Source organism: Bradyrhizobium sp. LjRoot220, assembly GCF_964252915.1.
Lineage (GTDB): Bacteria > Pseudomonadota > Alphaproteobacteria > Rhizobiales > Xanthobacteraceae > Bradyrhizobium.
Genome location: NZ_CAXUPS020000002.1, coordinates 298157 through 322071, shown reverse-complemented (window position 1 = coordinate 322071; position 23915 = coordinate 298157). Strand labels below are relative to the sequence as shown.

General features: G+C 60.2%; 24 protein-coding genes and 1 riboswitch. Of the genes, 18 read left to right on the top strand and 6 right to left on the bottom strand.

The window, feature by feature from the left end; all coding sequences use genetic code 11:
* The first annotated feature begins 182 nt into the window (after nucleotides 1-182).
* On the top strand, nucleotides 183-620 hold the full coding sequence (locus ACSQ84_RS09875; protein ID WP_436211489.1) for a hypothetical protein: 438 nt from the start codon (nucleotides 183-185) through the stop codon (nucleotides 618-620).
* A complete protein-coding gene (locus ACSQ84_RS09870) occupies nucleotides 620-2227 on the top strand; it encodes a hypothetical protein (RefSeq protein ID WP_436211488.1) in 1608 nt (535 codons plus the stop codon). The genes ACSQ84_RS09875 and ACSQ84_RS09870 overlap by 1 nt, the downstream gene beginning before the upstream one ends.
* A gap of 95 nt (nucleotides 2228-2322) precedes the next feature.
* On the opposite strand, the gene ACSQ84_RS09865 is transcribed toward ACSQ84_RS09870, so the two are convergent.
* On the bottom strand, nucleotides 2323-2802 hold the full coding sequence (locus ACSQ84_RS09865; protein ID WP_436211487.1) for a hypothetical protein: 480 nt from the start codon (nucleotides 2800-2802) through the stop codon (nucleotides 2323-2325).
* Between the two features lie 647 nt (nucleotides 2803-3449).
* Nucleotides 3450-4034 carry a hypothetical protein gene (locus ACSQ84_RS09860; protein ID WP_436211486.1) on the bottom strand — a complete coding sequence of 195 codons (585 nt, stop codon included), beginning with the start codon at nucleotides 4032-4034 and terminating at the stop codon, nucleotides 3450-3452.
* 266 nt (nucleotides 4035-4300) lie between these two features.
* On the opposite strand from ACSQ84_RS09860, the gene ACSQ84_RS09855 reads away from it, so the two are divergent.
* The 8 genes from ACSQ84_RS09855 to ACSQ84_RS09820 all read left to right on the top strand — a co-directional run bounded on the left by ACSQ84_RS09855 (nucleotide 4301) and on the right by ACSQ84_RS09820 (nucleotide 8106).
* Nucleotides 4301-4504 (top strand): hypothetical protein, encoded by a 204-nt coding sequence (locus ACSQ84_RS09855; RefSeq protein WP_436211485.1) that lies wholly within the window; start codon nucleotides 4301-4303, stop codon nucleotides 4502-4504.
* Nucleotides 4497-4769 carry a hypothetical protein gene (locus tag ACSQ84_RS09850; protein ID WP_436211484.1) on the top strand — a complete coding sequence of 91 codons (273 nt, stop codon included), beginning with the start codon at nucleotides 4497-4499 and terminating at the stop codon, nucleotides 4767-4769. Before ACSQ84_RS09855 ends, ACSQ84_RS09850 begins: the two co-directional genes overlap by 8 nt.
* Nucleotides 4770-4771: 2 nt before the next feature.
* Nucleotides 4772-5275 carry an HK97 family phage prohead protease gene (locus ACSQ84_RS09845; RefSeq protein ID WP_436211483.1) on the top strand — a complete coding sequence of 168 codons (504 nt, stop codon included), beginning with the start codon at nucleotides 4772-4774 and terminating at the stop codon, nucleotides 5273-5275.
* Nucleotides 5242-5757, top strand: coding sequence for a hypothetical protein (locus tag ACSQ84_RS09840; RefSeq protein WP_436211482.1), 516 nt, complete (start codon nucleotides 5242-5244; stop codon nucleotides 5755-5757). Before ACSQ84_RS09845 ends, ACSQ84_RS09840 begins: the two co-directional genes overlap by 34 nt.
* A 105-nt stretch (nucleotides 5758-5862) precedes the next feature.
* Entirely contained in the window at nucleotides 5863-6468 is a 606-nt protein-coding gene (locus ACSQ84_RS09835) for a hypothetical protein (protein WP_436211481.1), read from the top strand.
* Nucleotides 6469-6505: 37 nt separating this feature from the next.
* Nucleotides 6506-7405: a non-homologous end-joining DNA ligase gene (gene ligD / locus ACSQ84_RS09830; RefSeq protein ID WP_436211480.1), complete on the top strand. Its 900-nt coding sequence runs from the start codon at nucleotides 6506-6508 to the stop codon at nucleotides 7403-7405.
* A gap of 38 nt (nucleotides 7406-7443) precedes the next feature.
* Nucleotides 7444-7875 carry a hypothetical protein gene (locus ACSQ84_RS09825; RefSeq protein ID WP_436211479.1) on the top strand — a complete coding sequence of 144 codons (432 nt, stop codon included), beginning with the start codon at nucleotides 7444-7446 and terminating at the stop codon, nucleotides 7873-7875.
* A 27-nt stretch (nucleotides 7876-7902) separates the two neighbouring features.
* Entirely contained in the window at nucleotides 7903-8106 is a 204-nt protein-coding gene (locus ACSQ84_RS09820) for a hypothetical protein (protein WP_436211478.1), read from the top strand.
* A 149-nt stretch (nucleotides 8107-8255) separates the two neighbouring features.
* On the opposite strand, the gene ACSQ84_RS09815 is transcribed toward ACSQ84_RS09820, so the two are convergent.
* Together ACSQ84_RS09815 and ACSQ84_RS09810 are read right to left on the bottom strand one after the other, a co-directional pair.
* Nucleotides 8256-8906 carry a DarT1-associated NADAR antitoxin family protein gene (locus ACSQ84_RS09815; protein ID WP_436211477.1) on the bottom strand — a complete coding sequence of 217 codons (651 nt, stop codon included), beginning with the start codon at nucleotides 8904-8906 and terminating at the stop codon, nucleotides 8256-8258.
* Between the two features lie 15 nt (nucleotides 8907-8921).
* Nucleotides 8922-9458, bottom strand: a complete 537-nt coding sequence (locus ACSQ84_RS09810) for a DarT ssDNA thymidine ADP-ribosyltransferase family protein (RefSeq protein ID WP_436211476.1) — start codon at nucleotides 9456-9458, stop codon at nucleotides 8922-8924.
* Between the two features lie 151 nt (nucleotides 9459-9609).
* On the opposite strand from ACSQ84_RS09810, the gene ACSQ84_RS09805 reads away from it, so the two are divergent.
* Nucleotides 9610-10368, top strand: coding sequence for a DUF5131 family protein (locus tag ACSQ84_RS09805; protein ID WP_436211475.1), 759 nt, complete (start codon nucleotides 9610-9612; stop codon nucleotides 10366-10368).
* Here the strand turns inward: ACSQ84_RS09805 and tcmP are convergent.
* The gene (tcmP, locus tag ACSQ84_RS09800; RefSeq protein ID WP_436211474.1) at nucleotides 10319-11257 is read right to left on the bottom strand and encodes a three-Cys-motif partner protein TcmP; all 939 of its coding nucleotides are present in this window, start codon (nucleotides 11255-11257) and stop codon (nucleotides 10319-10321) included. The two genes, ACSQ84_RS09805 and tcmP, sit on opposite strands and share 50 nt — an antisense overlap.
* A 493-nt stretch (nucleotides 11258-11750) precedes the next feature.
* On the opposite strand from tcmP, the gene ACSQ84_RS09795 reads away from it, so the two are divergent.
* The 4 genes from ACSQ84_RS09795 (at nucleotide 11751) to ACSQ84_RS09780 (ending at nucleotide 16157) form a co-directional block, all read left to right on the top strand.
* On the top strand, nucleotides 11751-13478 hold the full coding sequence (locus ACSQ84_RS09795) for an alpha/beta hydrolase family protein (protein WP_436211473.1): 1728 nt from the start codon (nucleotides 11751-11753) through the stop codon (nucleotides 13476-13478).
* Nucleotides 13479-13542: 64 nt separating this feature from the next.
* Nucleotides 13543-14157: a hypothetical protein gene (locus tag ACSQ84_RS09790; protein ID WP_436211472.1), complete on the top strand. Its 615-nt coding sequence runs from the start codon at nucleotides 13543-13545 to the stop codon at nucleotides 14155-14157.
* A gap of 121 nt (nucleotides 14158-14278) precedes the next feature.
* Nucleotides 14279-15496, top strand: coding sequence for an NADP-dependent isocitrate dehydrogenase (locus ACSQ84_RS09785; RefSeq protein WP_436211471.1), 1218 nt, complete (start codon nucleotides 14279-14281; stop codon nucleotides 15494-15496).
* A 157-nt stretch (nucleotides 15497-15653) separates the two neighbouring features.
* Nucleotides 15654-16157 (top strand): DUF3455 domain-containing protein, encoded by a 504-nt coding sequence (locus ACSQ84_RS09780; protein WP_436211470.1) that lies wholly within the window; start codon nucleotides 15654-15656, stop codon nucleotides 16155-16157.
* An 8-nt stretch (nucleotides 16158-16165) separates the two neighbouring features.
* Here ACSQ84_RS09780 and alaS read toward each other — a convergent pair whose 3' ends face one another.
* Complete coding sequence (alaS, locus tag ACSQ84_RS09775; RefSeq protein ID WP_436211469.1) at nucleotides 16166-18841, bottom strand: alanine--tRNA ligase; 2676 nt, start codon at nucleotides 18839-18841, stop codon at nucleotides 16166-16168.
* A 202-nt stretch (nucleotides 18842-19043) separates the two neighbouring features.
* Nucleotides 19044-19133, top strand: a riboswitch (glycine riboswitch).
* A gap of 138 nt (nucleotides 19134-19271) precedes the next feature.
* Here alaS and gcvT point away from each other — a divergent pair.
* From gcvT to gcvP, 3 genes are all read left to right on the top strand, one after another.
* Nucleotides 19272-20417 (top strand): glycine cleavage system aminomethyltransferase GcvT, encoded by a 1146-nt coding sequence (gcvT, locus tag ACSQ84_RS09770; RefSeq protein ID WP_436211468.1) that lies wholly within the window; start codon nucleotides 19272-19274, stop codon nucleotides 20415-20417.
* Nucleotides 20418-20427: 10 nt separating this feature from the next.
* Nucleotides 20428-20793 carry a glycine cleavage system protein GcvH gene (gene gcvH / locus ACSQ84_RS09765; protein ID WP_436211467.1) on the top strand — a complete coding sequence of 122 codons (366 nt, stop codon included), beginning with the start codon at nucleotides 20428-20430 and terminating at the stop codon, nucleotides 20791-20793.
* 190 nt (nucleotides 20794-20983) lie between these two features.
* A complete protein-coding gene (gene gcvP / locus ACSQ84_RS09760) occupies nucleotides 20984-23872 on the top strand; it encodes an aminomethyl-transferring glycine dehydrogenase (protein WP_436211466.1) in 2889 nt (962 codons plus the stop codon).
* Nucleotides 23873-23915: the final 43 nt, after the last annotated feature.

Genomic DNA, 23915 nt, shown 5'->3' with positions numbered 1-23915 from the left:
TTTCAACGCAGTGTACCCCCTTTAAAATCGCTGCCGCTCGGGTTGCCCTCGTAGGACGCGGGTCGATTGCAACGTCAACAATCGCTCCGCGTTGATAACAAACGACAATCAAAAGATAATTTGTGTCAACCCATGTTTCAACCTATGATTGATCGAACGCACAGTACCGGAAGGACAACGTTATGACCGAGTATAAGTCGACTATCGGCATGACGCCGATTGAGTGGAACGAGCATGCCAAGGTGACGCCCGGCATGGGGTACTGGCAGGAGTGGCGCACCCAGTATCTGCATCATCTGTACGAGACGGAATATGGGCGTCTGCCCGTGGCAAAGTATTCGCTCCTGCAACGTGCGATCACGCTGCAAGTCGCATGCGAATACGCCGATGCCCTGCATCTTGCCGGACGCGGTTTCGATAGTGAAGCCTACGCCCGCAGTACGACGGTCATGCTGCGCCTGTTCACCAGCTTGGGCCTCGAGAAGAAGGCCGAGCAGCCCAACGACCTCAAGGCGTTTCTGGATCGGCGAGCAGCGCTGAAGCTCGTCAAGAAGGGCGAACCGCCTGTCACCACAGCGCCCATCGAGCACGGCGTAGATCTTTACCCAGGCAAAGACTGATGAGCACGACATACGCAGAAGCATGCTGCCTCCCTGAATTGTTCGGCCCGTGGTTCGACGGTGATACCGAAGCCGGCTCGACCTGGGACACATGGCGCGTCTTGGACAAGGCCATCTTCGGCGATCCCCTCGATCCCGACGAACTGCGCATCTTCACGGAATTGACCGGGCGAACCGAGCCGCAGTCGCAGCAGGCTACCGAAGCATGGATCATCGCGGGCCGTCGCTCGGGCAAAGACGTGAAAGCCGCAAGCATCGTGGTCTACCTCGCGACCATTGCGAACGAAGAACGCAAGTTCACGGACTACCTAACCCCGGGTGAAACTGGCGTTATTCAGCTACTCGCCGTGGACCGCATCCAAGCGGCTGTGTGTCTGAAGTACGTCACTGCCATGTTCGAGCAGCCGCTTCTCAAGCCTTATGTGAAGGACGAACTGAGCGACGGCATCGAACTGACCAATGGGTTGATGATCTCAATCACCACGAATGACAAGCGACGCGTTCGCGGTCGGACAGTCGTCGCCTGCGTTCTGGACGAGGTCGCATACTGGCTTTCGACCGAGACCACCGTAAATCCGGATACCGCGGTTTATGATGCCCTCAAGCCCGCAATGGCAACCATTCCCGGCGCGCTGTTGATCGGCATTTCCAGCCCATACGCTCACCGTGGTTTGCTGTATTCAAAGTATAAAAAGCACTTCAAGAAGAACGGCGACAACGTTCTGGTCGTGAAAGCCCCAACGTGGAGAATGAATCCAACCCTGAGCCGCGACCACGGCGTCATTGCCGATGCCTACGCCGACGACCAGCAAGCCGCGTCAGCCGAGTACGGTGCCGAATTCCGAACCGACGTTTCCGCCTTCGTTGCGCAGTCAGTCATTGATGCATGTGTGGACTCGGCTGTCGCTGAACGGGCACCTAACCATGAGACGCAATATGTCGCCTTTGCCGACCCATCGGGCGGTTCGTCGGATTCCTTCACGCTGGCTATTGCCCACGCGGTCGGCGCGTACTCGATCCTCGATTGTGTCCGAGAGGTCCCTGCCCCGTTCCACCCGGCAACCACCGTCGCGGAACTCTGCGTCACCATTAAGTCATATGGCCTGACAACGGTCACGGGCGATCGATATGCGAGCCAATGGGTCGTCTCAGAGTTTGCCGAGCATGGTGTCGAATACGTCCACAGCGAGCGCAACCGATCAGAGCTGTACTTGGACTTATTGCCACGTCTCAACAGCGGCACGGCGCGGCTACTAGATATCAAGCGCCTGTCCACGCAACTCGGCAACCTAGAACGTCGCACAGCGCGCGGCGGTCGCGATACCGTTGACCACGCCCCGGGCGCTCATGACGACGTGGCGAACGCGGTCGCTGGCGCGGTCACACTCTGCCAAGTCGATGCCCAATACCCCGTTGAAGTTCGGCTGTTCAGATTCCGCGATCAACCACCGCCCGAGAAGCCCGCACCAAACCTTGCCCCGGCGATACCGCTCGGCTCTCCCCCGCCCGTGATCGGAAATCATGCCAAGACCGCACGACTGATGACCGAAGCCGAGCTACTAGTCGCGGAATTTAGGGCCGGGCCATACGGCCCTTCGGCACCGTGAGAACATCGCGCAAGAGATGGCCCGCGGCACCGCTATGACGGCCTATGATCCATAGCGCTCCCGTGTCCACCGAGGACATGGAAAAGATGGCCGATCTAGTCATGCTTCTGCGCCTCCTCATAGTTCCAAAGACCAGTGTTGACCATCATTCGCGGTAATCCGCTCACGCTCGATGAGTAATAATAGGGTGGGCCCCCGCCCTCGAGTTTGTAGTAGTAGTGACCCCGGTACATGCCATGGGTCGTAATGATCTCAAATTTAAAGGCAGGGGCATTACTCCTGCTTTCAGAACTGCATATCCAGTTCTTCGCATCAACGACTGAGCACTTGTCCAGGATAATTTGGCCGGGGAAGAATTGGCCATTAAATTCGGTTACGTCGAGCTGAACCTTCTGCGTGCTCGTATTGACCTTGATAATCATCTCCGAACCTTTGCCAACAATCTTCGGGCATCGGAAGTTGCTGTCGAGGGGAGTTTGTTCGCATCTGAGGAGCGTGACACTGCGCTCGTTTACGTCGCAGGCAGCAAGCAAGAACAATGGGAACAGGCCAAATAGGCGGTACATCAAATTCATCGAGAAGCATCGTTGGTTATGGATCGGATTATTTTCTGCGCCTCTGTAGGCTCCTCAGGATTTTCGGGAGCATTTGGCAAAAGGGGTGGCAGAGGCGCTACATTGTGTCGGGACATAAAGTCGTCGATAAAATCGTAGTATGCGACCGGTGTGCCCCTTATCCTCTTCATGGCCCGCTCAAATAGATAATCACGGGCTAGTCGGGCGTGCTGATAGCGATTGGGTGTTCGCCTGCTGTATCGGCGGGCGATATCTATCGAGAGGTCTGTTATGAACGCCTTGGAGATTGGCGACGGGAAAACGCGCGCTTGCACGGCTTTCTTTTTCAGAAGCCAGCCCGTGTATAGAGCCATAGGACCGTTTGCCGCCAACGTAATCCACATTGAACAAGGGTATCCGGTTGCGTCTTCGTCGGCAATGTGCCTTTGCTACGAGCCCTTGACGGCACACTCGTCGCGACGTTCGGGTGCTTGCGCGACGGCGGCGAGGGTTGCGAGTGGGTCCGGTCACTTCGCTATTTTGCGAGCGCCGCCTATGGGGGACCCCAAAATTTCGACGCATCACGGGCGCTTACAACGCGCCGCCAAAACGCGAAAACGGCCCCGCATTGTTGCGAGGCCCTTCGTCGTCTTCGGTATTCGAAAGTGTCAGGCCTTGTACTGCACCTTCTGGCCCGCGACCTTGATGGTTTCGATCTGCACCTTTGCGCGCTTGAGGTCGCCAATCAACGCGTTTGCTGCGCCCGTTGTGATGCTCATTTCGGCGGCGATCATTTCGACGCTGTGCGGCGCGGCTTCGATCAGGGCGAGTACCTGGGCTTTCTTCGTCGGGGCCTTCGGTGCAGCCGGGGCCTTGACCTTGGCGGCCTCAGGTGCGCCCCCTGTGGGCAGGAACGCCGGAACGTCAACCACGGCCGCAGGCAACTCGAATGCGTCGATCTCTTCTTGAGTCAAGGTTGTGCCCTGCGGTTCGAGCAACGTGCACTCAGGGGCATTGATGCCGTCGTCCCCGACAAGCGACGCGTCGGCCTGCGCCGCGAACTCGTCCTTGATCTCCTTGATGGTCGCCTTCTTGTACACCCGCGAGTGCATGAACTTCTTCGCTGCGACGAGCGCGGCCTCGGCAGCTTCGTGGGTTTCGTGCTTCGTCGCGCGATCCATTTCGAAGGCCCAGACGGTGCCGCGCAGAGGAACTTCTTTGCCCTTGTGGATGACGGTTACGATGAATGCCATTTGCTTGCTCCGTTTGGTTTGCGCCGTTGCGCGTTGTCGATAATTGTTTGTCGGCGACTAGTTCAGGAGTGTAAAGGTACATCTCAACCTTTAGTTGTACCGCAAACGCATCTCTGAGGTGCAGCCGAAAAGACATATCGTTATCTCGTCCGGCGCTGTGTCATCCTGCAATCGTCGCGATCCAATCGCGCCCGACGCGCTCTGCGTCATCTGAAATCCTTGAGTTCACTGCCCCTGCCTTTATGGCGTTGCCCGGATGAGGCCCAATGACCGAAAAACTCAACACACTCTCGTCTTTCGAAAAACTGATTGTCGCTATGCGCCTAGTCTCGGGGCGCAACGATGCCCGCAGGCTCACGCGTTTGATCCGTGAGCATAGCGAGTTGTTCACTACGCCTATCGACGGCGTGCAGAACAAGGAGTTGGTCGGATGGTTGACCCGCTCAATGGAGAAGTCACCCAATGATTGAAGACGAAGACGGAAACGCTGTAAAGAAGCTGCCGCTTACGGCAAGCGAGCGCAGCAACGTGGCCCAAAACTTGTCCAAGAGCAGCGCGCTCATCAAGTTTGCGGATGACCTTGTCCTAGAGGGCATCGTTGATACGCGCACCGAAGGCCTCGAATGCTGCCGGGTGTACCTCGCTCATATGTGCGGTATGGACGAACGAACCTCGCGACTCGTAATCCTGAGCGCCGTGCTCGGCGACTTGAAACGCACACTCGGCGGCGTGTGACTATGCGGATTGCCGGGTACGCCAGCACACCACACGTCGACAAGCGCTGGCGCAGCGTCAGCAATGACGCTTTTGGTGCAGTCGAGACCGAGGATGTCCGCCTGTACCTCGACCACGATGAAACCAGGATCGCAGGCACGCTCACGCTGATCGAAAGGCGCGAGCGCGGTCTTTGGGCCGAGGCCGTTTTGGCAGAAGGCCAACCGGGCGTGGCACGCGTCGCGTCCGATATTCGCGCCGGGAAGCAATACGGGTTCTCCATCGGCGCGAAGCGTCTGCTCGGATGGCGCTTAATTAGTAGGGTCGCGCTGTTCGAGATTTCGGTGACCGAGCATCCCGCAAACCCCGAATGCCTCATTACCTGGGTTGATCGACCCGCAGTCAAACTGTGGCCGAAGGACCTCGCGGACGTATATGCCGAGCAAGACGCTGCGGCAGAACTCCATAAACACGAGATAGAGGATAAACTGAAATGGCTGACCGCGAACGTATCAGGATTAATTTGAGGACTCTTGATCGCACGGCGCTGCGTGAAGTCGCACGCGTAACGGCGATCCCTCGCGAGGAGTTGGAAGACTTCGCGCTAGTCGGCCTTGACCTTGGCGAGGACGCCATGGGCCGCCTCGAATTGTGGCACGCTGATTTTGCCCTCAAGCAGGCGCTGGTGTCGCCGGGCAACATGACGCTCCTTTCATTCGCAACGGAGGCGACGGGTATCCTGCCCAAGAGGATTAGCGACTTCGTAAACGGTCTGGTCGAATTGACCGAAGACGAAAAGACCGATCTGCGCGACCTAGTTATGGGACGCTATGGCCGAAGTGGCGTGGAAGGCAAATTCACCAAGACAAACCGCGCCGCAGTCACTGTGATGCTGGGCAACGCATCGGCGTCAGTCGATCCCGAATGCTCTCGCCGTGCAGAAGCCCTGCGAACCCTTTCCACCCTGAACCTTGAACAGCTTGAGGGACTCGCGCGCCGAGTCGTGTGATCGTGAAGGTTTTCGATCTTGAAGTCGCGACGGGCTTGTTCCGCACCCCCTAGAGCGATACTTATCGCACGTTTTTGCAGCGATCTGGTCATTGGAGGAGAGCGAATGGATTTCGGTGGGGGTGCAAGGAGAGGTATTGCCGTCCATGAGTCCGGCCATGCCGTTGCCCGCGTTCTCTCTATAGGCCGCGTAGGCATCACTAATGAAAACGCTATCCGTTGGATAGAAATGGACCGGGGCACTCCACACTGCTCCATGTTCGAACTACCGCTGCACATGCCCGGGCTTAAGGAATTTGGGGAGCGCGAAGGCATCAGGGAAGACAAATGGCCGACGGTGGAAGAATGGCGCAAGCTGTTTTCCTTTATGGGCATCGATCCATTGGAATGGGCGAGCGTGCGGCTTTTTGAATTTGCCGCCGGAGCAGCGGCGCAAGCAAAATTCGGAGGCGTATCATTCGACTCGGTCTGGCTTGACCACGGGTGCAGCGATGACCATCAGATGGCCATTGAAACTTGTCAAAGGATCGGCTTGAACCAACCTGAGGCAAAAGGACTTTTTGTGGAGCGGTCCAAGGAAGCGTGCGCCGTAATGGATAAGCCCGACGTGTGGCGGGCGGTGCTAACTTTAGCCGAACGATTGCCAACCACCGGCCGAATGCCGGGCGACACCGTTGTTTCTATCGTTCAAAATGCATTGCGTGCCTCGTAAGGAAGACGCAGAATAGTATTTTTTGTGAGTTGCGTGAGTGGCGAAGAATAGCAAACCGGTGATGCCGGGGTTCATTAAGCCCCAGCTTGCGACCCTGAAGAGCAAAGCTCCCAAGGGCGACCAGTGGATTCACGAAATAAAATACGACGGCTACCGCGTCCAGGTGCACGTCAACGCCGGGAAGAAGAAGGTCTTCACCCGAAACGGATTGGACTGGACCAAGCGCTTCTCACTGATTGCCAGCGCCTTCGATATTCCGGGGCAAGCCATCATCGATGGCGAAGTGGTCGTCATCCACGAAGTCCGGACCAATTTTTCTGAACTTCAAGCCGAACTTGCCTCAGGCAGGCAGGATCGGCTCGTCTACTACGCCTTCGACCTGCTCTGGCGTGATGGCGATCTCCGCAAACTTCCCCAGCTCGAACGCAAGGAAATGCTGGCTGACCTAATCGGCGAAAACGATATCGATATGCCGGTCCTCTACAGTGAACATTTGACCGGCGACGGGCAGGAGATGTTTGAGCATGCCGCGAAGCTGGGATGGGAAGGCATCATCTCCAAGAACGCGACTGCGCCTTACCGATCGGAGCGAACTGAGTCTTGGCTGAAAATCAAAACTGTCATCAAGGGGAAGTTCCCGGTGATCGGCTTCGTCAAGGATCCTACCGGCGTCGCTGCGCTGTACCTTGGCAAGAAAGAAGGCAAGGATTTGGTCTACATGGGGAAGGTCGGCACGGGCTGGTCTCGGACGGTTTCTAGCCAAATCCGAAAGCAGCTTGATTCCGTTGTCAGCCCGAAATCGAAGCTCACCAGACAGGTCAAAAAGCCCAAGGCGACTTGGGTAGACCCGGTGTTTTTCGCGGACATTGAATACCGGGACATCACCTCGGAAGGCTTGCTCAGGCAAAGCTCGTTCAAGGGCCTCAAACGGAACTAGGGCAAGGCAGTACGAACAAGTGAAGGATTTAAAGGGCCGTGGTTGATCCCAGGATAATTGCCGCGATGGAAATGCGGATTGTAACTAAAAAGGAAGCTGCGGGTCGTCAGATCGATGTTGCGATCCGCTTGTATGAAATAGGCGAATATGAGGCTTCGATGACGCTCTCATGCGCCGCTGAAGGAATGCTCCTCAGCGGCATGCCCCAGCCTTTGTTCGATAGAATGAAGGCGGGGCGGCCAGCCGATTTCAAGACAGAAAAGGAATGGGCAACGTTCCTGAATGATACGAGGGACTGGCTCAAGCACTCCAATGACCAAGAGGACCGATGTATCCGCAAGTTTGAGGCCTGGGTTATGCTCTGCCGTGGTCTGACGAAATACTACGGGATGTACGGCAGCGAGACTGATGAGATGAAAGCTTTCACTGAGAGGGCGCGTGAGAGCGGCATGACGCTGGCCGACAAATAGCTTCACTTTTACCAACGGGGATAGGGCATGGAATGGGTGATGATTTTGATGATTCTAGTGGGCGGAAATAACCCGGAGTCATTCAGCCACTATCTAGCAGGCTTCGCGAATGAGAAGCTTTGCGCCGAAGCGGCTAATGATTTTAAGAGTGAATTCGGCAAACCAACCGCTGAAGGAACAAAGATAGAGGTTCGGGCAGTCTGCCGACCCAAAAAGGCTGGCAAAGAGTAGTTTCACGGAGCTGTTGATAGCGGCTTAAACTTAGTAGCCATTTTCTTCATGCGGCGCAGCTCTTTTAGATTTCGTGCGATCTGTGAAGCGAAGATACGGGGACGGGAATACCGTGCTCGACGGCCTTTCAAGACGGTCGCGTGCAATCATTAGATCGAAGAAGACTCCATCTGCGCCTTGAAATCATCAAATGATGACATCGTCTTCTCTAGCCGATGACGCTTGATCAATGAAACGAAGGCAGCAAAAGACCGAGCTTGGCAGTTCACGGAGCGCTCTGGGTTGAATTCGATATCTGTGAAGCCGGCCCACTCTTCTCGGCGCGCAATCCAGTCGCGGTGCTGGTATAGCGCTTTGAAATAGAGCCAGTCGTAGAACATTGTAATAGGCGAGGTCGGAAAGTTTTTTCCCTCAAATTGAAATCCAATCAATCGACCTGAGTTCTTGATCCTTGGGTCTTGCTTTGCCTCCTTGCTCGTTTTCGAAAAGAGATCGGTGAAGGGGCCGCCGTGTTCGAACACTTTGCTTCCTTGAAACGCGCATTCGACTGTTGTCGGCTCTCCGTCTGCATCTATTTTTAGATGGAAGGCGCTGAGCCGTTGTCCGACTTCCAAATCTGACTTGCTGGAGATTTCCAGCAATGGGCTAAGGCCCTGAGCGCTGGCTGCTAGGTGCAATTCCACCACGTTCTTCTTTTTTTGTGACGGTGCTAGTCCCGGGTGCCAAGGAAATCGAACCTGAACCTGTTGGACTAGTTGGGTGCCAGTCACCGAAGGTACAAAAACTGGTCTTTCAGCCATCGATCCGCGTCCCGTTTAAAGCCCTCCGATTATATGCTGGATTACCAAGCCTGTCGGAATAAGAATTTCGTACTTTTCCGCCTTTTGCAGGCGGCTCTGTATGTCCGCGTTACTCCAGTCTGTACGTGTATAGATCACCTCTAGGTCCAATTGATCGAGCGCTGTTGCGGCCGGGACGCGAACTATTCCCGCCTGGTTTGACGGAGCGTTTGTGATCATCACGTTCGGCAATTTGATTACGTTTGGATGGATTTCAAGATACACGGGATCGAGCTTCCGCTCGTCATTCATCGCCGTATGCACCATCGGATGACTGCTAGTGAAGCAAAGGCAGACATAGTCGTCAGTACCTTTTGCATGATCGCTGGCGAGACTGTTTGCATCTCCGCCAGTCTTGATCCCATTGAACAGTCCAAGCCGCTTCAATTCTTTTGTGGATAGCAAACCATGCTGCCGGATCAGCGGTAAGTTCTTGCGGTCGGTAAAATGGTAGAACTTGCGATGCTGCACACTTTTCGCAACCGTTTCCGTCAGAAAATGATCAAGATCCATGGAGGTCCCCAGAACTCGAGTTCCATTACGACTCTAACGGGTACTTTCTGATTTACGCAACAGCGACTCACTGATAGAACAAACAGTGAACAAAGGACCTTTAATTAACACTTGAGTGTCATCATCTCTGGCGGGACATAGGGGATCGGAGATGGCGGAAACGTCAATTGAATGGACTGATGCGACCTGGAACCCCGTGGCGGGGTGCACGGTGCTGACTGCGGGCTGCACAAATTGCTATGCCATGCGGATGGCCGCTCGGCTCGATGCAATGGGCCAGCCTAAATACAAAGGCCTTACTCGAAAGAGCGGCGGAAGATCAGTTTGGACGGGTAAGGTCCGTCTTGATCACAAGTCCATCGACGTGCCGAAGTCGTGGTCAAAGCCGCGCAAGGTCTTTGTCAACTCGATGTCCGATTTGTTTCACACGGACGTGCCGCCCGATTTCATTGCGCGCGTATGGGCCACGATGAAAGCGACCCCGAGGCACACCTATCAAATTCTCACAAAGCGGCCGGACCGAATGGCCGCGATCTTGTCTCAGCCAGAGTTCGAGATCCTGCCAAACGTCTGGCTCGGTGCCAGCGTCGAGGATGGACGTGTGCTATCGCGACTCGATGATATTCGGAAAGTACCAGCGGCAATCCGGTTTGTTTCCTTAGAGCCTTTAATTGGCTCGGTCGCGGCCGGAGACCTCACAGATATCGATTGGGCAATCGTCGGCGGCGAAAGCGGTCCGCGAGCAAGACCTATGAACCCCGAATGGGTCAGCGAGATCGAAGCGATGTGCCGGAAATCAGGTACAGCGTTCTTTTTCAAACAGTGGGGCGGCAAGAATAAGAAGGCCGCTGGCCGGATGCTCAATGGGCGGACATACGACGAGATGCCGTCGGCCCATAGTTTTTCATGACGTACCGGTGGAATTTCTTGGCGAGATCGATTGCCGGCGCGCTCGGATTGGCGACCGCCAAGAACAACGAAAATTTCTGTTGATTGATGTTGGTGAAGAGCGGCAGCGGTTCGGAGACGTATGGGAAAAGTGTCTCCATGCGACCTTTGAACCAAGTTTCAATCTGCGCTTTGGTTGCGTTGCGTCGTTCATCAGCAGCGAATTCCGGGATCATCGCGTCGAATAATGTTTTCGCGAAGAGATCGCTGGTGGGCGGCGGAAGCTCATAAAGATCGCGCCATGCGGGACTTAGCACTCGATCCAGTTTTTTCTGCTTTGGGCCGACGCCGCTGAGCTTGTTCGCAAGCTGGCGAGTGACGTCCTGAAGTGGGAATAGATACCAGACGTCCACGCACTGCGTTTTTGCCAAGAGTTCCAGGGTCGCCCAATCCACCTGCAGTGCATAGGGATCAAGAAACACTGCCGCACGAGCTCCACCGGAAGCGCCGCGCCGCCAGACCTGCCGTGAAAAAACTTCTCTAATGGCTGCGTTGGCATCGCGGTCAATGATCTCGATGTCGAGCGACCGGTTAGCGGCCTTGAGAGCGTGCAGGGCTTTGTTGTGCTGATCGTCGCTCTCATTAAAAATGAAGTGCTTGAAGGCTGGCCGGATATTCAGCGCTCGTTTGGCAGAGCCCGGTAGGGTTTCCGTCACCCATTGCACCGGCTGGCGCTCAAGCAGCCCACCAGTGAGCTTTTCGTTGGTGCGATCACCCGTGCCGGCGAAAACGTCCACGTACCAAAGATCGAAATTCTTTTGGGTCAGAGCCTTGGTATAGCATTCCAAATAATAGCAGATGGCATCGAGCTTAAGCTCGGTCCAAGCGCCGCCGAATTGGTGCTCTGTCATGCTGAGGTCTCGCGTGTCGCGGAACGCGACTCGCCGGCAACATTCAACTGCAGCCCGTCACCAAGCACAAGGACAAAGCGAGAACTCGACCCGATAAACTAGCCTTCGGCGGGGCGTAATTCATTGTCCCCGCCATTGGCGCGCATTAGCTCAAGCATTAGCGCAGCGGGATTTCTCCAAGGTAGTGCTCGAAGGCCAAATCGATAATTTATACTGAGAATCAAGTGGTACAGTTGGGTGGGCTCGAACCACCGACCTCCTGTTCCACAGACATGCCCCTGTTTGCGTCACTAGCGTTCATCTCCGACCCGTGCGAGGGCCAAAATAGCAGCGTGGGTTAATCGTGGGTTGGGCGTCACGCCATGGAGCAATATCGAGCGATATCAAATACATAATGCCTAAAGTACGCGGGTAGGCTAACAATCACACTCAAAGCGAAGCTGCAAACAAACAGGCGGCCGGGTCAACGGCTGAGGCCAAAGAGGAGACGTCCATGCGCGGCAGATGGTCGTTGGCGATTGCCGGTGTCCTCCTCATTTTGGCCGGCGGACTGCTGGCCCACCTGACCCAGACCGCCGGCGGCATCCGGATCCAGGACGTTAGGTTCAAGGGCGCCAAGGGCAACACCATGAGTGCCCTGCTCTACATCCCGGCCAATGCCACGCCGCAGATTCCGGCGCCGGGGATTCTCGCGGCCCACGGCTACATCAATTCGCGCGAGACCCAGGACGGCTTTGCCATCGAGTTCGCCCGCCGCGGCTATGTCGTCCTCGCCCTCGACCAGACCGGCCACGGCTACAGCGACCCGCCCGCCTTCGCCCACGGGTTTGGGGGGCCGGACGGGCTGGCTTACCTGCGCAGTCTCGAGTTCGTCGACAAGGCCAATATCGGCCTCGAGGGTCATTCGATGGGCGGCTGGGCCGTGCTGGCCGCCGCGGCCGCGATGCCCGACGACTACCAATCGATGGTGCTGGAGGGGTCGTCCACCGGCAAGCCGTTCGCCGCCGACGGCACCCCGAGCTGGCCGCGGAACGTTGCCCTGGTGTTCGCCCAATACGAGGAATTCTCGACCCTGATGTGGGGCGTCGATCGGGCCCGGGACGTCACCCAGAGCCCAAAACTGTGGGCCATGTTCGGTACCCAGGGGCCGGTCGAACCCGGCAAGGTCTATGGTGATATCGCCAAAGGCACCGCGCGGGTGCTCTATACGCCGGCCATCACCCACCCGGCCGAGCACATTTCCCACGAGGCGATCGGCTACAGCCTCGACTGGTTCGCCAAGACATTGAAGGGCGGCGCGCCGCTGCCGGCCGGTGACCAGATCTGGTTCCGCAAGGAAATCGGCACGCTCATCGCCCTGCTCGGCTTTGTCGTTCTCCTGATCGGTGCCTTCGACGCCCTGCTGGAAGCCAAGATGTATTCCCGCCTGCGGCTGCCCGAAATCGCCGACGGCACCATGCCGGCCCATTCGGCGGCAGACGGCCGGCGCTGGACCACGGCCTTCATCCTGACCGCGTTCATCCCGGCGCTGACCTATTATCCGGCCCTGGCGTTGGCCGGCACTTTTGTAAAGCCGTCAGCCTGGCTGCCCCAGGGCATCACCAACCAGATCATGGTCTGGGCGGTCATCAACGCCCTGATCACACTGGCTTTGATGCGGTTCGCGCCCAAGCGGGCCAGGCGGGCCGGGATCGTCGGGCAGTCGGTCGTGATCGCGCTCGCCACCGTCGCGATCGGCTATGCCGCGCTGTGGCTGGCCGACCTCGCCTTCAAGATCGACTTCCGGTTCTGGATCGTGGCGCTGAAGCTGATGAGCGCCAGGCAGGCGCTGATGTTCCTGATCTACCTGGTGCCATTCACGGCGTTTTTCGTGATCGCGCTGCACGTGCTGCACCGGAATTTCTCGACCATGGCGGCCGGCCGCGCCTCCCTCTATCTCAGCAACATCCTGGCGCTGACACTGGGCTTCATCGTGCTGCTGGCGCTGCAATACGGCACGCTGTGGCTGACCGGAAAGCTGTTCGACCCGCTGCCCGACCCCGGCTTCGTGCCGCTCTCGACCATCGTCGCCATCCAGTTCGTGCCGCTGCTGGCGATCTGCGCCGTGGTCGCGACTTTCACCTGGCGGCGGACCGGCTCGAGCCTGCCGGGCGCCCTGATCTGCGGCCTGTTCGTGACCTGGTACGTGGTGGCGGGAACGGCGACACAGGCGGCGTTCTGACCCTGATCGAGCCGGAGGCGGATCTTACCGCGAACCGTGTCCGCTCGCGCCGCGACCAAGCCTCATGTCTTCCCGCGAGCAACGCTATCCGCATACGCCCATGCCGTCGCGCGCGTCCCTGATCGGGCGTCAGCGGGCGGGGCAGCTGGCGCCGACCGACACCGCCGAGGCGCTGCGGGCGGCGCGCGGCTGTCCCGACGCGTGGTATCGCGTCCAGGCCCTCGCCTCGGTTGCGGAACACGCGGACCCGGGCGCTGCCTTGTCGATTCTGGAAGAAGCCGCGCGTGAAGCGCAATCATGCCATGACGCCTATGGCACGGTCGCCGTGATGGCATGGCCGATCCGCGTGGCGCTCAAGCAGGGACGGCTGGCCTTCGCCGAGCGCGAACTCAAGAAGTGCCTTGCGCTGGCACCCCAAATCGAGCCCCGCGCGTCGCAGGCCTACGCGTTGGAGATTCTATGGCACAGCTGTTTTACGGAGCACCCCAGCCATGCCAACGCGGTGTGGCGCAGAATTCTGGAGCTTTGCCATCCCGACCACAGCTGGCGTGCCGCCCGGCTCTATTTGCACATCGCCGAAATCCAGCACCGGCAGAATCGCAACGCCGCCGCGGTGATCCGCGCCATGCCGCCGGGCAAGGCGCGAAGCTGGCTGGAACGGCGTTTCGGGCTCGCCTGAAAAGCAGCCAGATCTGCACCGCCAATCGCCTTCCAGCACGCGTTTTCGGGTGCTATAGCGACGGCACCACCATCCCATCCGCCGCTAAACGCGCGGTTTTCCAAAAAAGGCCCCCTCCGTCATGGCAAAAATCAAGGTGACCAACCCCGTCGTCGAACTCGATGGCGACGAGATGACCCGGATCATCTGGCAGTACATCAAGGACAAGCTGATCAACCCGTTCCTCGATGTGAACCTGATGTATTTCGACCTCGGGATGGAATACCGCGACAAGACCAATGACCAGGTCACGATCGACGCCGCCAACGCCATCAAGAAGGTCGGCGTCGGCGTCAAATGCGCCACGATCACCCCGGACGAGGCCCGGGTGAAGGAATTCGGCCTCAAGGAAATGTGGAAGTCGCCCAACGGCACTATCCGCAACATCCTCGGCGGCGTCGTGTTCCGCGAACCCATCATCTGCAAGAACGTGCCCCGCCTGGTGCCCGGCTGGACCAAGCCGATCATCATCGGCCGTCACGCCTTCGGCGACCAGTACCGCGCTACCGACTTCAAGTTCCCCGGCAAGGGCACGCTGACGATGAAATTCGTCGGCGACGACGGCAAGGTGATCGAACGAGAAGTCTACAAGTCGCCGGGCGCCGGCATTGCGCTGGCGATGTACAATCTGGACGACTCGATCGCCGATTTCGCCCGCGCCTCGTTCAACCAGGGCCTCGCCAAGAGCTATTCGGTCTATCTCTCGACCAAGAACACCATCCTGAAAACCTATGACGGCCGGTTCAAGGACATCTTCCAGGACATCTACGACAACGAGTTCAAAGCCAAGTTCGAGGCCAAGAAGATCACCTATGAACACCGCCTGATCGACGACATGGTGGCGGCGGCGATGAAGTGGTCCGGCGGCTATGTCTGGGCCTGCAAGAACTACGACGGCGACGTGCAGTCCGACACGGTGGCGCAGGGCTACGGCTCGCTCGGCCTGATGACCTCGGTGCTGATGACGCCGGACGGCGATACCGTGGAAGCCGAGGCCGCGCATGGCACGGTGACCCGGCACTACCGCGAGCACCAGAAGGGCAAGGAAACCTCGACCAACTCGATCGCCTCGATCTTCGCCTGGACCCGCGGCCTGTCGCACCGCGCCAAGCTCGACAACAACGAGGAACTGGCGAAGTTTGCCGACACGCTGGAGAAGGTCTGCGTCGACACCGTCGAAGCCGGCTACATGACCAAGGACCTCGCGCTCTTGGTCGGCGCCGACCAGCGCTGGCTCTCCACCACAGGCTTCCTCGACAAGGTCGCGGAAAACCTCACCAAGGCGACGGCGGCGAAGTAAGCCGCCCCGCGACCAGCCAGCAACCATCACCGTCATTGCGAGCGAAGCGAAGCAATCCATCCTTCACTGGAGAAAGTATAGATTGCTTCGTCGCTTTCGCTCCCTTGCACAAGCGCTCTGCGCTTGTTGCAGGCAATGACGAGTTTGGAGCATCGCCATGCTTCCACACCGCATTGCCGCGATTACCCTCCTGCTGTTGGCGAGTTCAGCGACCGCGCATGCTGCCGACCCACTGCCCGAAGCCATCGCCGCACCAGGCCAGATAGTTGTCACCACGCTGCATGCCGAGGGCGCGCAAATCTACGAATGCAAGGCCGGCGTCGACGGCAAGCCGATCTGGTCATTCCGCGAACCAATCGCGACGCTGCTGGCCGATGGCAAAACCGTCGGCCGTCACTATGCCGGACCGACCTGGGAACATAGCGACGGCAGCGCCGTGGCCGCCAAGGTCGCGGGCAACGCCCCCGGCACGACTGCAAATGACATCCCTTGGCTGAAGCTTGAAGTAACCTCCCGGCGCGGCAGCGGCGTGCTTGCCGATGTCACCACAGTGCAGCGGATCAACACCAAGGGCGGAAAGCGTGACGGCGCATGCGATGTTGTCGGCAGCTTTCTGAACGTGCCTTACTCGGCGGATTACGTGTTCCTGCGCAAGGGCTGAGCGTTCCGTTAAACGCCGGCCATCGCCTGTTCGATCGCCGACAAGGCGGCATCGGCCTTGGCCCCGTCGGGACCGCCGGCTTGCGCCATGTCGGGCCGCCCGCCGCCGCCCTTGCCGCCGAGCGTTGCGGACGCGATCTTGACGAGATCGACGGCGCTGAAGCGCGACGTCAGGTCGGCGGTGACGCCAACCACCACGCCGGCCTTGCCGTCCTCGGTGACGCCGACGATCGCGACCACGCCGGAGCCGATCTGCTTCTTGCCATCGTCGACCAGGCTCTTGAGGTCCTTGGTCTCGACGCCCTCGACCGCGCGCGCCAACAACTTGACGCCGCCCGCTTCGCGCACGCCGCCGGCTGCCGCCGCGCCATTGCCTCCGCCGCCGCCCATCGCGAGCTTCTTGCGCGCCTCCGACAGGTCGCGCTCGAGCTTCTTGCGCTCTTCCATCAGCGCGGCGATGCGCCCCGGCATTTCCTCGACCGAGGTGCGCAGCTCGCCTGCCGCGTTCCTGGCAAGCTGCATGGTGTCGTTGGCGTGTTTTCGCGCGTGACGTCCGGTCAGCGCCTCGATGCGGCGAACGCCGGAGGCGACCGCGCTTTCGCCGGTCACTGAAATCAGGCCGATATCGCCGGTGCGCCGGACATGCGTGCCGCCGCACAATTCCACCGACCAGCCGAGCGCGTTCTGGCCGTGCTCGCGGGACTGTTTGCCCATCGACACCACGCGCACCTCATCGCCATATTTTTCGCCGAACAGCGCACGGGCGCCGGCATCGCGGGCGTCATCGACCCCCATCAGCCGCGTGGTGACCTCGTCATTCTCCAGCACCACCTCGTTGGCGATATCCTCGACGCGCGCGAGTTCTTCCGCGGTGATCGGCTTCGGATGCACGAAGTCGAAACGCAAGCGATCCGGCGCCACCAGCGAACCGCGCTGGGCAATGTGGTCGCCGAGCACCTGGCGCAGCGCCTCATGCAGCAGATGGGTCGCCGAGTGATGGGAGCGGATCGAGGACCGCCGTGAATGGTCGACCTCGAGCTGCAAGGCAGTGCCGATTTTCAGCGTGCCCTGCTCCACCGTGCCCTGATGCACGAAGAGATCGCCGGCCCGCTTCTGCGTATCGGTGACGCGGAACTTGACGCCCTCGCCGATCATCACGCCGGTATCGCCGACCTGGCCGCCGGACTCCGCGTAAAACGGTGTCTGGTTGAGGACGATCGATCCGGTCTCACCAGCCTTGAGGCTGTCGGCCTCCTTGCCGTCCTTGACCAGCGCCGAAACCACGGCCTCGGCGCTCTCGGTCTCATAACCGAGGAACTCGGTGGCGCCGAGTTTTTCGCGCAGCGGAAACCAGATGTTCTCGCTCGCGGTATCGCCGCTTCCAGACCACGACGCGCGCGCTTTCACCTTCTGCTTTTCCATCGCATCGGTGAACGCGGCCTGGTCGACGCTGATGCCGCGCGACTTCAACGCGTCCTGGGTGAGATCGAGCGGGAAACCGTAGGTGTCGTACAGCGTGAACGCGGTATCGCCATCGAACATGTCGCCTTTCTTCAAGCCACTGCTCTTCTCGTCGAGAATCGACAGGCCGCGCTCCAGCGTCTTGCGGAAGCGGGTTTCTTCCAGCTGCAGCGTTTCCTCGATCAGCTTTTCGGCGCGCACCAGATCCGGATAGGCCTGCCCCATCTCGCGCACCAGCGCCCAGACCAGGCGGTGCATCAAAGGTTCGCGCGCGCCGAGCAACTGCGCATGGCGCATCGCGCGGCGCATAATCCGGCGCAGCACATAACCGCGGCCCTCGTTCGAGGGCAGCACGCCATCGGAGATCAGGAAGGCGGAGGAGCGCAGATGGTCGGCGATGACACGGAACGACGCCACGGTTTGTTCCCGCGGTCCGTCCCCCAGCGCCGAAGCGGCGGCATCGATCAGGTTACGGAACAGATCGGTTTCGAAGACGCTGTCGACGCCCTGCAGGATGCAGGCCATACGCTCCAGCCCGAGGCCGGTGTCGATCGAGGGTCGCGGCAGCGGCAGGCGCTCTTCCTTCGTCACCTGCTCGAACTGCATGAAGACGAGATTCCAGAATTCGAGGAAGCGATCGCCGTCTTCCTCCGGGCTTCCAGGAGGTCCGCCCCAGATGTGCTCGCCACGGTCGATGAAGATCTCCGAGCAGGGGCCGCACGGCCCGGTATCCCCCATCGCCCAGAAATTGTCTGAGGTCGGAATGCGGATGATACGATCGTCGCCGAAGCCCGCGATCTTCTTCCAAAGCCCGGCCGCCTCGTCGTCGGTGTGATAAACCGTGACGAGCAGCTTGTCCTTCTTCAGCCCGAAGTCCCTGGTGATCAGGTTCCAGGCGAGTTCGATCGCGCGCTCCTTGAAGTAGTCGCCGAACGAGAAATTGCCGAGCATCTCGAAAAACGTGAGATGCCGCGCGGTGTAGCCGACATTGTCGAGATCGTTGTGCTTGCCGCCGGCGCGGACGCATTTCTGCGAGGTGGTGGCGCGCTGGTACGGGCGCTTCTCGACGCCGGTGAAGACGTTCTTGAACTGCACCATGCCGGCATTGGTGAACATCAGGGTCGGGTCGTTGCGCGGGACGAGCGGCGACGACGGCACGATCTCGTGGCCGTTCTCGGCAAAATAGTCCAAAAATTTCGACCTGATCTCGTTGACGCCGCTCATGTTCATCCAATCGGAAAGTGGACCGGGTCAGGCCGCAAATAGACCTTTTCTGCCGGCCGAACGCTTTTAGACAAGGCCAAAGGCGGTGTCCAGAAACTGTGCAGGCGGATCATAGGCTTGCCGCAGCACACAAGACTGGTTGATAGGCCCTTCCGCGCGTTGACAGGCTTGCCATGGCTGTGTTTCCCTCCCATCTGTTCAAGACGTCACGTCGGGAGAGATCGGCTTAAGCGCCGGCGCCGAAGGAGCAACCGCCCCGGAAACTCTCAGGCAAACGGACCCTCGTGACGGACTAGCATCTGGAAAGAGACGCCGAAGGGCTTTGGCCATGAGGTGTCCGCCGACGGGATAATACTCTCAGGCACAGCGACAGATGGGGCTTTCTTTGGGTTTTCGGGGGCTGGTCCCCGAACCCTGGAGGGTCCTTGGGATGCTGGCACGCGACGAATCTCCCTTACATCACACACCCTTGCACGCGCTCCATGTGGCGCGCGGCGGCAAGATGGTTCCATTCGCCGGCTATGAAATGCCGGTGCAGTACGCCGCCGGCGTGCTCCGGGAACATCAGCACACGCGAAGCGCCGCCGGCCTGTTCGACGTCTCGCATATGGGCCAATTCGCGCTGCGGCCGAAATCCGGCAAGGTCGAGGACGCCGCACTGGCGCTGGAACGGCTGGTGCCGCAGGACATCGTTGCGGTGGCACCCGGGCGGCAGCGCTACGCGCAGTTCACCAATCCCGATGGCGGCATTCTCGACGATCTGATGGTGGCGAATTTCGGCGACCATCTGTTTCTGGTGGTCAACGCCGCCTGCAAGGCCGAGGACGAGGCCCATCTGCGCGCGCACCTTTCGGATGCCTGCGTGATCGATTCGCTGGCCGACCGCGCGCTGATCGCCCTGCAGGGACCGAAGGCCGAATCGGCATTGACAAGATTCTGTGCAGACCTCGCCGCCATGAAATTCATGGACTCCGGTCCGCGCAAGGTGGCGGGCTACGACTGCTTCGTCTCGCGCTCCGGCTATACCGGCGAAGACGGGTTTGAGATTTCGGTTCCGGCCGAGCATGCCGAAGCGCTGGTGAAGTCGCTGCTGGAAAATGCCGACGTGCTGCCGATCGGCCTGGGCGCGCGCGACAGCCTCCGCCTCGAGGCCGGGCTTTGCTTGTACGGCCACGACATCGACACCACGACCACCCCGGTCGAAGGCGCGCTGGAATGGTCGGTGCAGAAAAGCCGCCGCAGCGGCGGCGCGCGCGCCGGCGGTTTTCCCGGTGCCGAAATTATTCTCGCGCACTTTGAAAAGGGTGCCGCACGCCGCCGCGTAGGATTAAGGCCCGAAGGCCGCGCGCCGGTGCGCGAAGGCGCGGTTTTGTTTGCGGATAGCACGTCGGCCGAGCCGATCGGCAAGGTCACCTCGGGTGGTTTCGGCCCGAGCCTCAATGCGCCTGTCGCGATGGGCTATTTGCCGTCGCAGCTTTCGGCGACCGGCACGCAAGTGTTCGCCGAAGTCCGCGGCCAGCGCCTGCCGCTGCAGGTCGCCGCCATGCCATTCGTTCCCAACACCTATAAACGCTGAAGGACATCTCATGACGATTTTGTTCACGACCGACCATGAATGGCTCCGCATCGAGGGCGATGTCGCCACCATCGGGGTTACCGACTACGCGCAGTCGCAGCTCGGCGACGTCGTGTTCGTCGAACTGCCCAAGGTCGGCCGCAGCCTCAAGAAGGCGGAAGCCGCCGCCGTCGTCGAATCCGTCAAGGCCGCCTCCGACGTCTACGCGCCGATCTCCGGCGACGTGCTCGAAGTCAACGAGGATCTCGCCGCCGAACCCGCGCTGGTGAATTCCGACGCCGCCGGCAAGGCCTGGTTCTTCAAGCTGAAGATCAAAGACAAGAGCGAACTCGACGGCCTGATGGACGAAGCCGCCTACGCCAAACACACCGCGTGAGAGATGAAGCAATTTGCGACCACATACTCGCTGTCATCGCCCGGCCTTGTGCGCAATTGCGCACTGGGACCGGGCGACCCAGTACGCCGCGGCCCTTCGGCTCAATCGCTGATTTCCCGGCGTACTGGATGCCCCGCCTTCGCGGGGCATGACGGCAAGTGGGCGATATGACGAGCATAAAGGAAAGACCATGAACGCGCCGCTCAAGCATACCAACGAGGCCGCCACCGATTTCGTGCGCCGCCATATCGGCCCCTCGCCCCGCGACGTCGCGGCGATGCTGGAGAGCGTCGGCGCCGCGAGTCTCGGCGAGTTGATGAGCCAGACGCTGCCGTCCTCGATCCGGCAGAAGACGCCGCTCGATCTCGGGCGTCCCCTCAGCGAAACCGAAGCGCTCGCGCATATGGGCGAGCTCGCCGCGCAGAACCAGGTATTCACCTCGCTGATCGGCCAAGGCTATTCCGGCACCATCCTGCCCGCCGTAATCCAGCGCAACATTCTGGAGAACCCGGCCTGGTACACGGCCTACACGCCGTATCAGCCGGAGATCAGCCAGGGCCGGCTGGAGGCGCTGTTCAACTTCCAGACCATGATCTGCGATTTGACCGGCCTCGACGTCGCCAATGCCTCGCTGCTTGATGAGGCCACGGCCGCCGCCGAAGCGATGGCACTGGCGGAGCGCTTCTCTGGCGTGAAAAGCAAATCGTTCTTCGTCGATGCGGACGTGCATCCCCAGACGCTGGCGCTGCTGCGCACCCGCGCCGAGCCGCTGGGCTGGAAACTGGTCGTCGGCGATCCCCTCGCCGATCTCGACAAAGCGGACGTGTTGGGTGCGCTGCTGCAATACCCCGGCAGTTCCGGCGCGGTGCGTGATCTGCGCCCCGCGATTGCGTCGCTGCGCGCCAAGGGGGCGCTTGCCGTCGTCGCCGCCGACCTGCTGGCGCTGGCGCTGCTGGCATCGCCCGGCGAACTCGGCGCCGATATCGCGATCGGGTCGGCGCAGCGCTTTGGCGTGCCGATGGGTTATGGCGGGCCGCATGCCGCCTATATGGCGGTGCGCGACGCGCTGAAGCGCTCGCTGCCCGGCCGCATCGTCGGACTGTCGGTGGATTCGCGCGGCGAGCCCGCTTATCGCCTCGCGCTGCAAACCCGCGAGCAGCACATCCGCCGCGAAAAGGCCACCTCCAACATCTGCACCGCGCAGGTGCTGCTGGCGGTGATCGCCTCGATGTACGCGGTCTATCATGGCCCCGAAGGCCTGACTTACATTGCGCGCCAGGTACACCGGCACGCCGCCGTGCTGGCGGCGGGATTGGCGAAGCTCGGCTTTGCGCCCGCTTCGCAGAACTTCTTCGATACCGTCACGGTGTCATCAGGCGCCAAGCAGGACGAGATCGTCGCCCGCGCCCGCACCGAGAAGATCAATCTGCGCATCGGCCAGGACACATCTGGAAAAGCCACGCTCGGGATTGCCGTGGACGAAACCACGACGCCGGCTGTGATTGAGGCGGTGTGGCGCGCGTTCGGCGGCAAACTGTCTTATGCGGAAATCGAGATTGGCGCACGCGAGGCGCTTCCGGCCGAGTTGAAGCGCACCACCGCGTTCCTCACCCATCCGGTGTTTCATGCGCACCGCTCCGAGACCGAACTGCTGCGCTACATGCGCAAGCTCAGCGATCGCGACCTCGCGCTCGACCGCGCGATGATTCCGCTCGGCTCCTGCACCATGAAGCTCAACGCGACCGCGGAGATGATCCCGCTAACCTGGGCCGAATTCGGCAGCCTGCATCCGTTTGCGCCCGCCGAGCAGGCCAAGGGTTATCACGCGCTGTTCAAGCGGCTTGAGCAATGGCTGTGCGACATCACCGGTTATGACGCGATCTCCTTGCAGCCGAATTCCGGCGCCCAGGGCGAATATGCCGGCTTGCTGGCGATCCGCGCCTATCACGCCGCGCGCGGCGAGCCGCATCGCAAAATCTGCCTGATCCCCTCGTCCGCGCACGGCACCAATCCGGCGTCCGCCGCGATGGTCGGCATGGAAGTCGTCGTGACCGCCTGTGACGTCAGAGGCGACGTCGACGTTGACGATCTCCGCGCCAAGGCGGAGAAGCATTCCAAAAACCTCGCCGCGGTGATGATCACCTATCCCTCGACGCACGGCGTGTTCGAGGAGCACATCCGCGATATCTGCGACATCGTGCATGGCCATGGCGGCCAGGTCTATCTCGACGGCGCCAACATGAATGCGCAGGTCGGCCTGTCGCGGCCCGGCGATTACGGCGCCGACGTCAGCCATCTCAATTTGCACAAAACGTTCTGCATTCCGCATGGCGGCGGCGGCCCCGGCATGGGACCGATCGGCGTCAAGGCGCATCTGGCCCCATTCCTGCCCGGCCATCCCGCGACCGACGGCACGGTGCCGCATCCGATCGGTCCGGTGTCGGCCGCACCATTCGGCTCTGCGTCGATCCTGACGATCTCCTACATCTACATCCTGATGATGGGCGGCGAAGGCCTGACGCGGGCGACCGAGATCGCGATCCTGAACGCCAATTACATCGCGACAAAACTCGATCCGCATTTCCCGGTGCTCTACAAGAACGCCAAGGGGCGCGTCGCGCATGAATGCATCGTCGACCCCCGCCCGCTGAAAACGACCAGCGGCGTCACCGTCGACGACATCGCCAAACGGCTGATCGATTACGGTTTCCACGCCCCGACCATGAGCTTTCCGGTGCCGGGCACGCTGATGATCGAGCCGACCGAATCCGAGTCGAAGGCGGAACTGGACCGGTTCTGCAATGCGATGATTGCGATCCGCAACGAGATCGCCGAGGTCGAAGGCGGCCGCTGGAAAATCGAGGCGTCGCCGCTGCGCCACGCGCCGCACACCGTACACGATATCGCCGACGACGCCTGGGCCCGCGCCTACAGCCGCGCCGAGGGTTGTTTCCCGGCGGGGACCTCGCGGACGGACAAATACTGGTGCCCGGTTGGCCGCGTCGACAACGTCTATGGCGACCGCAACCTGGTGTGCTCGTGCCCGCCGGTTTCGGATTACGCGCAGGCGGCGGAGTGAGTCGCGCGCGTGTGGCGGTGGGTGGCATCGCCGAGGCTCGGTC

What these genes read in the sequence shown, in the direction of transcription:
- ACSQ84_RS09875 (WP_436211489.1), top strand. Translation starts at nt 183, where the DNA reads ATGACCGAGTATAAGTCGACTATCGGCATGACGCCGATTGAGTGGAAC.
- ACSQ84_RS09870 (WP_436211488.1), top strand. Translation starts at nt 620, where the DNA reads ATGAGCACGACATACGCAGAAGCATGCTGCCTCCCTGAATTGTTCGGC.
- ACSQ84_RS09865 (WP_436211487.1), bottom strand. Translation starts at nt 2,802, where the DNA reads ATGAATTTGATGTACCGCCTATTTGGCCTGTTCCCATTGTTCTTGCTT.
- ACSQ84_RS09860 (WP_436211486.1), bottom strand. Translation starts at nt 4,034, where the DNA reads ATGGCATTCATCGTAACCGTCATCCACAAGGGCAAAGAAGTTCCTCTG.
- ACSQ84_RS09855 (WP_436211485.1), top strand. Translation starts at nt 4,301, where the DNA reads ATGACCGAAAAACTCAACACACTCTCGTCTTTCGAAAAACTGATTGTC.
- ACSQ84_RS09850 (WP_436211484.1), top strand. Translation starts at nt 4,497, where the DNA reads ATGATTGAAGACGAAGACGGAAACGCTGTAAAGAAGCTGCCGCTTACG.
- ACSQ84_RS09845 (WP_436211483.1), top strand. Translation starts at nt 4,772, where the DNA reads ATGCGGATTGCCGGGTACGCCAGCACACCACACGTCGACAAGCGCTGG.
- ACSQ84_RS09840 (WP_436211482.1), top strand. Translation starts at nt 5,242, where the DNA reads ATGGCTGACCGCGAACGTATCAGGATTAATTTGAGGACTCTTGATCGC.
- ACSQ84_RS09835 (WP_436211481.1), top strand. Translation starts at nt 5,863, where the DNA reads ATGGATTTCGGTGGGGGTGCAAGGAGAGGTATTGCCGTCCATGAGTCC.
- ACSQ84_RS09820 (WP_436211478.1), top strand. Translation starts at nt 7,903, where the DNA reads ATGGAATGGGTGATGATTTTGATGATTCTAGTGGGCGGAAATAACCCG.
- ACSQ84_RS09815 (WP_436211477.1), bottom strand. Translation starts at nt 8,906, where the DNA reads ATGGCTGAAAGACCAGTTTTTGTACCTTCGGTGACTGGCACCCAACTA.
- ACSQ84_RS09810 (WP_436211476.1), bottom strand. Translation starts at nt 9,458, where the DNA reads ATGGATCTTGATCATTTTCTGACGGAAACGGTTGCGAAAAGTGTGCAG.
- ACSQ84_RS09805 (WP_436211475.1), top strand. Translation starts at nt 9,610, where the DNA reads ATGGCGGAAACGTCAATTGAATGGACTGATGCGACCTGGAACCCCGTG.
- tcmP (WP_436211474.1), bottom strand. Translation starts at nt 11,257, where the DNA reads ATGACAGAGCACCAATTCGGCGGCGCTTGGACCGAGCTTAAGCTCGAT.
- ACSQ84_RS09795 (WP_436211473.1), top strand. Translation starts at nt 11,751, where the DNA reads ATGCGCGGCAGATGGTCGTTGGCGATTGCCGGTGTCCTCCTCATTTTG.
- ACSQ84_RS09790 (WP_436211472.1), top strand. Translation starts at nt 13,543, where the DNA reads ATGTCTTCCCGCGAGCAACGCTATCCGCATACGCCCATGCCGTCGCGC.
- ACSQ84_RS09785 (WP_436211471.1), top strand. Translation starts at nt 14,279, where the DNA reads ATGGCAAAAATCAAGGTGACCAACCCCGTCGTCGAACTCGATGGCGAC.
- ACSQ84_RS09780 (WP_436211470.1), top strand. Translation starts at nt 15,654, where the DNA reads ATGCTTCCACACCGCATTGCCGCGATTACCCTCCTGCTGTTGGCGAGT.
- alaS (WP_436211469.1), bottom strand. Translation starts at nt 18,841, where the DNA reads ATGAGCGGCGTCAACGAGATCAGGTCGAAATTTTTGGACTATTTTGCC.
- gcvT (WP_436211468.1), top strand. Translation starts at nt 19,272, where the DNA reads ATGCTGGCACGCGACGAATCTCCCTTACATCACACACCCTTGCACGCG.
- gcvH (WP_436211467.1), top strand. Translation starts at nt 20,428, where the DNA reads ATGACGATTTTGTTCACGACCGACCATGAATGGCTCCGCATCGAGGGC.
- gcvP (WP_436211466.1), top strand. Translation starts at nt 20,984, where the DNA reads ATGAACGCGCCGCTCAAGCATACCAACGAGGCCGCCACCGATTTCGTG.